The following is a 6,789-nucleotide window of genomic DNA, read 5'->3' as shown; positions in this document are numbered from 1 at the left end:
AGCATTTAGCTGTAAATCTAAATTTGTTCTTGGGTTGAGACCCTTGCATATCCTACAAGCATAATTATCTCTCTTAAAACTCGCCTTTAAAGTACATTTTGAGAAAGTTAATTCCAAGAAATAGTTTTGAGAGCTTTTTTGGGTATTTATATGATAAATTTACATGGTTTAAACTTTCCTCTCAAAAAGGATCGTTTTAAAAAGATAAAAAATTATTATATTACACGTTATAGGTAAGTCATATACATACTGTTAACCCTATTCTTTGCTTCTACTTTGAATCATATAAACTCATATAACTTCCTATCTGCTCCCATAGTTCCTAAGGCTTCCTGTAAGAAGCCCCTCTTAGCCTATAATTGCAAGGGATACTAAATTTCTTACAATAAAGGGTATTAAGCAGCTTTCCTACATTCCTATAGAATCGGAGCTTATCCTCTCTCCTTTAGAACGAATCTCATTTATTCTATCTACCCATAAACATACAACTTTATCTACCACGCGCTCTGAAAAGGGAGGATATATTTGAGCATTCGGGGTATCATTATGTTTAAGCTTGGGATGCTCAAGATAGAAATAAGCAATCTTATTTAAGATTTCATTAGGTATTATTATCTCCTTGGTTTCTCCCATTACCATAAGCTTATCAGATGTATACGAATTATAGAATGATGCTACATAATCACCCAACGGAGTTGATATTCCACTTCGAATATATTTATCTTCAACATAATAGACATATGCATCTTGGATAGATAGGTTTTGTTGATTTATAATGTTTTCTAGAACCCCCAAATTTCCACTAAACTTTATATTATCCATACCTATAATATTGGCTATAAACTTAGTATATTCTGTTTGAAGATTATAATCAGCAATGCCGGATATAAATGAATAAGCATGATATCTCATATTAAAACAAGACCTTAATGAGGTAGAAGTAGAAGTGTTTATTTCCTGAGGGAGTACTTGATGATTGTTTATTAAACCTATCGCCAATCTGTATTGTTGGCCAACAATAGCTCCATATAAAGCATCGGCTTTACTTGCCCTTTGGCTTATCAACCATTCCACCAGCTCTCTATGCCCACCTTGAGCAGCATCTCTTATAGCCTTGTCTTTACTTGCTCCTTGGTTTATCAACCATTCTACCAAATATTTTTCTCCACTATAAGCAGCTTCTCCTACAGTCCAGTCTTTACTTGCTCCTTGGCTTACCAACCACTCCATCAGTTCTTTATGGCCACCATAAGCAGCTCCATACATAGCCTCGTCTTTACTTGCTCCTTGGCTTACCAGCCACTCTACCATCTCTTTATGTCCACCTTGAGCAACTCCTCTTACAGCCTCGTCTTTACTTGCTCCTTGGCTTATTAACCATTCTACCAGCTCTTTTTGTCCGCCTTGAGCAGCAACTTCTATAGCCCAGTTTTTATTTACTCCTTGGCTTACCAACCACTGTACCAGCTCTTTTTGTCCGCTATACGCAGCCTCTTCTACAACCCGGTCTTTACTTGCCCCTTGGATTATCAACCATTTTACCAGATCTTTATGCTCACCTTTAACAGCTCCTATTACGGCCTGGTCTTTACTTGCTCCTTGGCTTATCAACCATTCTACCATATCTTTATGCCCACCTCTAGCCGCTCCTATTACGGCCTGGTCTTTACTTGCTCCTTGGTTTACCAACCATTCTACCAGTTCTATATGCCCACCTCTAGCCGCTCCTATTATGGCCTGGTCTTTACTTGCTCCTTGATTAAGCCATTCCTTTGTATGTTCACTATGTCCCCCCATAGCAAACCCATATACTATTAAGTTTTTGTTAATACCATAAGGTTCTAAAAATTTCATGGCCTCTATTTCTTCATTGCTCGCTAATATTCCTATTGCACTTAACCCTGTTTTATAATCTACTCTATTAATAATCCAGCGCTTAGGAACCTTTTGTAATTCTTCATGGTCCTGACTTCTTGCGCATTCAATAATTTTTAAAATAATCGGGTGTCTCGTCTCATACTTTTGTACTTTAGTATCTTCATTTCTTGATTCTTTATTAGAAGTAAAAGATTTTTCTTCAGCTTTTCTTTTCATATGGTCACTTTTATTTTATTTATCCTTACAATAAATATCACCTTATATCATCTTAATACATCGAATATTTATTAATATAGCATCCGGTGTTATTAAGCATAAAACTAAATTTGACCCACAAATGTTACAAGTACCTTAGATTAACCAATTGTAAAAAAATGTAATTTACAATAGTTAAGCGCCATAGCGAGCGCGCAAACTAATATAGCGCTGTAGCGAGCTTAGCGCCTCTTACAAATTTCTATTTAAATACTTGACTTCAAACACGGTATCACTACCTCATTATCATAATATAGTTTAGGAATTAAAGATCATAGTATCCCTGCAGCTTTTCTCTCATTATCCTTGGAGTAGTAATTTGCCCTGCTCTTGTAATCTATCCTTATATTTAATAACTTAAAGTTATTCAGCTTCCTATTTCCATTCCTGACTCCCGTTTATTGCTGCTTATCTCTTTAGTAAAATAACTTTTACTATCAAAGCTATTAAATATTGAGCTTTTAAATATTGCAGGAAGGTAATCTTTATTATAACAATAGACATAGGCAACTTTTGTCTACCTCATAGGGGGAACTTCACGGGGGCAGGACATGGTTATATTCTTTCCAATTATTTACTTTATTTTTAATCTTCGTACTAACACTACCCTTCTTTCTCTTGTTTCTTTCCTTCATGGCAGCTTAACTATTTATGTTTTGAGTCCAGCAATATGACTCCCTTTTTTCCTTCGATCTATTCTTCTTATTTTAATTCTTTAAGTCTTTTGTTAATTCCTACCTCTAACCCATATTTGAGCAACGAGACCATTAAAATACCAAGATGATAAAGGTAACTTTAAAGCAGTTGATAAGATGATAGACTTAGCTTCAAAAGTTAAAAGCTTAGTGGGTGAGAAAGTTGAACTTACTTATGCAGCTAATTGGGATGAGTACTATCATACCGAAGGAGGTTGGTACCATTTAGATAAGCTATGGGTCTCTCCTGATATTTCGTTTATAGGTATTAATGCTTATTTCCCCTTAACAGATAATCTACTCCAAAAAGAAATTACATATAAGATAATTAGAAAAGGTTGGGAAGGCGGAGAATACTTTGATTACTTTAAAGATACAAAAGGAGCTAAGCATCCGTTAGCACCGGAATGGGCTATAAAAAATATAGAATATTGGTGGAAAAATTACCACATAAACCCAGATGTTAAGTATACTGATTGGAAACCAAAAATGAAAAGGATAGCTTTTACAGAATTAGGCTTTCCATCTATTGACGGTTGTACAAAGCCGCTCTATATATAAAAATGTCTTCTAATTTGCAATAAGCAAGTAGTTGGCTTTACTTATTGCAGTTAACGATTGCTAATTGCAATAAAATTGAATATATACTATGCTATTGTAAATAAGCTTAGTTATTAGTAATATAAAATATGGCTAATGAAAGAATCACAGGTGAATATAAAGTTTTAGGATCTCAAACATATTTTATACCTAAGGCATTACCACCTTACAACCCTGAATTAGAATTTAATAGAGAAATTATAAATTTATATGGCAGAGCAATGCATGCTTTAGGTAACTTAGATGGCATGATAGCTCGTATTCCGGATAAAGATAGATTCCTTAAAGCATATGTTTTAAAAGAAGCAATATTAACTTCAGACATTGAAGGTATACACACAACCTTGATTGATGTCTTAAGCCATCCTTATGCTATTAATAAGTATAAAAAAGATACTCAGTTGGTTATAAACTACTCGCATGCATTATATCATGCAATGGATTTAATTAAAAATGACGGTTTGCCAATAGTATCAAGGGTAATTAGAGAAGCTCATAATAAGTTACTTCATGGCGAAGGGGATAGATCGGCTCCGGGCGAATTTAGGAAACAACAAGTAAAGGTAGGTAATTTAGTACCTGCTCCAGCGAATATAGTTCCTGAGTTAATATCAGATTTAGAAAGATTTATTAATGCGAATAATAGTGTTCCTCCCCTTATCAAAGCTGGACTAGCTCACGTACAGTTTGAGACAATTCATCCCTTCTTAGATGGCAATGGCAGAATCGGGCGTCTTTTAATAGTATTAATGTTAGTTAAAGATAATGTTTTAAAGGAACCTTTATTATACCCTTCGTACTTTTTTAAAAAGTTTCATTTAGAATATTATACAAAACTAGATAATGTAAGAGTAAAAGGAGATTTTGAAGGATGGATAGAATTTTATTTAAGAGCGGTATCTGAATCAGCAGAAGATGCAGCAAGGATAGCCAAAGAAATAGAAGCGCTTGAAAGCAAGTTAATTGATAGAATTAAAAGTAGTAAGCTATTTATACGCAGTTTTAGCGAAGCAAAGGAATTTTTAGGTATATTATTTAAATCACCAGTTATTACAATTAATGAAGTTTCTGAGAGATGCAATGTAAATTACAATACAGCTAAGGCAGTAGTTAAGAAGTTTGAAAAACTAGAAATATTAGAAAGGCTTACAGAGCAAAAACGTAACAAAGCATTTCAATTTAGTGATTATATAAAACTATTAAACTAACAAATTTATAGTTGTATGATTCATGTGCCTAATTACCAGTACATTATAAGACGATCTCTTGTAAACTAATGGTAACCTTCTGTATAAATCAGATATTTCAAGGGTACTGCCAACTTGACATTGTCACTTTCTCTTATTGATTTAACTCAACCGTTTTTACAAGGTATCTAAAAATTAGATATTTTTAATAATTACTACATATTAATTAATATATATATAGTTGTTATAATTTAAGAAATAGCTAAGCATCAGCAGTATATAGCTAGGTAAGTTGGTGTTATTTAGAAATGGTATTATACCCGCTATATAAAAAATTTTTATAAGGAATAAAAAATGAGTTTACCAAATTATTTCAACCTTAAAAGCCTTAACGGCAAGAACGGTTTTACAATAGAAGGTATGGCCTATAACAATCCTATCGGTAAATCTGTAAACGGTGCAGGCGATATGAATGGTGATGAATTTGATGATTTAATTATTGGTAATTATGAGGCAAACAGCAGAGGAGGAGCCAGTTATATAATATATGGTAGCAAAGAAGGTTTTCCAGCCAATTTTCAGCCCTCGATTCTTAATGGTACTAACGGATTTACTATAAACCGAATAACTGATAAAAATGGTTTCTTTGGCTATTCGGTTAGTAGTGCCGGGGATATTAATGGTGACGGTTATGATGATGTGATTATAGGTGCTCATTCATGGTGGAGAACACCGGGAGAGCATGTTTCTAAGAGTTATGTGGTATTCGGCAGTAAGAGTGCGCTATCAGCTGATTTCAATGGTAAGAATGGTTTTGTAATACAGGGGAATGTCCAGGCACTAGGCTATTCGGTTAGTAGTGCGGGGGACATTAACGGTGATGGTTATGATGATTTAATTATTGGTGCTCCTTATACTAATTCCAATGCAGGAGCTGCTTATGTTATACTAGGTAGCAAAGAACCCTTTCCTGCAATTTTTGAAGTTTCAACTTTAAATGGTGTTAACGGGTTTATTATAAACGGTGTGAAAGGAAAAGATATATGTTTAGGGCTTACTGTAGCTAAAGCTGGAGATATAAATGGTGACGGTTATAGCGATGTGATCATGGGAACCGGCTTTAACGCGGGTGCTGCTTATGTAGTCTTCGGCAATAAAAGTCCTTTCCCTGTTAGTTTACATAGTTCTGATCTTGACGGCAACAACGGTTTTGCAATAGTAGGTGCTAAAAAACAAGGTACTATTGGGAATAGTGTTAGCAGTCTAGGCGACTTTAATGGTGATGGTATTGATGATTTGGTTACCAATGAGTTGTTCTCTAATGGTAATGATTATCGCATAGGTAATATTTATGTATTGTTTGGTAGTAGGTCTCCTTTCTCACCTAGTTTTGATATTGCTGATGTAAATGGCAATAATGGTTTTGCCATAAAAAGTGAAGTATATGGCGATCCCAGATGCATAGGTAATCAGGTAAGTGGTCTAGGAGATATTAACGGTGACGGATTAGGCGATTTAATTATCGGTAATACATTAATGTCTAATTTCGGTAGTGTAAATATACTTTATGGTAGTGGTAAAGCATTCCCGGCAAGTATAGGATGTAATTATTTTAATGGAGTTAGAGGTATAACTATAGAGGGAATAAGGAAAAGCGGGTACCTTGGAGGTTCGGTAGGATATGCGGGTGATGTTGACGGTAACGGTGTTAATGATATAATTATCGGGGCTCCTAATTATGAAATGAACTATGATTACTCAGGGTCTGTTTTTGTAGTGTTAAGTGACAATGCTAACCGTTTACCTTCTTCTGGTTTTCCTTTGGCTTCCCCTTCTGAAATACCTTCTTCAGTTATAGCGTCACCAACCCCCTTATTTCAAAATACTGAGATATTACCAAGTAATTCTCCTGACTTAGGATATGGAAGTAGTAGTACATTAGAGCCTAATTACATATTAAGTTATGTAATGCAAGGTTGGGGGATACTAAACGATGTAATTTAGGAATATGAATTAAATTCATGATAACAGGTAAAACTTAGATTTTATGGTAGTGTTGCAAAAATTAAAAAATCTACTTTTTATTTTTTGCTTTTCTGTTTTCGCAACATTGTCTTTCAAGGTGTTAGAATTATTGAAATAGAAGAACCCAGGTGGAACGGGTTAAGTGATAA

General features: G+C 34.4%; 3 protein-coding genes and 1 pseudogene. 3 read left to right on the top strand and 1 reads right to left on the bottom strand.

Translation table 11 applies throughout. From position 1 onward, the window contains the following. Nucleotides 1-408 precede the first annotated feature (408 nt). The gene (locus NF27_RS05540) at nt 409-2,094 is read right to left on the bottom strand and encodes an ankyrin repeat domain-containing protein (RefSeq protein WP_039456825.1); all 1,686 of its coding nucleotides are present in this window, start codon (nt 2,092-2,094) and stop codon (nt 409-411) included. Between the two features lie 827 nt (nt 2,095-2,921). Between NF27_RS05540 and NF27_RS05535 the strand changes: the two are divergent. The 3 genes and pseudogenes from NF27_RS05535 to NF27_RS05525 form a co-directional block, all read left to right on the top strand. Continuing rightward, nucleotides 2,922-3,389 (top strand): annotated as a pseudogene (locus NF27_RS05535) (baseplate megatron protein TIM-barrel domain-containing protein); the annotation flags it as partial. Nucleotides 3,390-3,517: 128 nt separating this feature from the next. Beyond that, nucleotides 3,518-4,636, top strand: a complete 1,119-nt coding sequence (locus NF27_RS05530; protein WP_039456820.1) for a Fic family protein — start codon at nt 3,518-3,520, stop codon at nt 4,634-4,636. A 333-nt stretch (nt 4,637-4,969) separates the two neighbouring features. Next, the gene (locus tag NF27_RS05525) at nt 4,970-6,619 is read left to right on the top strand and encodes an integrin alpha (protein ID WP_053332616.1); all 1,650 of its coding nucleotides are present in this window, start codon (nt 4,970-4,972) and stop codon (nt 6,617-6,619) included. Nucleotides 6,620-6,789 lie beyond the last annotated feature (170 nt).

The sequence above is a fragment of the Candidatus Jidaibacter acanthamoeba genome (assembly GCF_000815465.1).
Classification (GTDB): Bacteria; Pseudomonadota; Alphaproteobacteria; order Rickettsiales; family Midichloriaceae; genus Jidaibacter; species Jidaibacter acanthamoebae.
Note: the sequence above shows the minus strand (reverse complement) of the source record. Positions and strands in the feature narration are given on the sequence as shown.

Excerpts from the sequence above, each read along its gene's own strand:
- NF27_RS05530 (WP_039456820.1), top strand. The coding sequence starts at position 3,518 with ATGGCTAATGAAAGAATCACAGGTGAATATAAAGTTTTAGGATCTCAA.
- NF27_RS05525 (WP_053332616.1), top strand. The coding sequence starts at position 4,970 with ATGAGTTTACCAAATTATTTCAACCTTAAAAGCCTTAACGGCAAGAAC.
- NF27_RS05540 (WP_039456825.1), bottom strand. The coding sequence starts at position 2,094 with ATGAAAAGAAAAGCTGAAGAAAAATCTTTTACTTCTAATAAAGAATCA.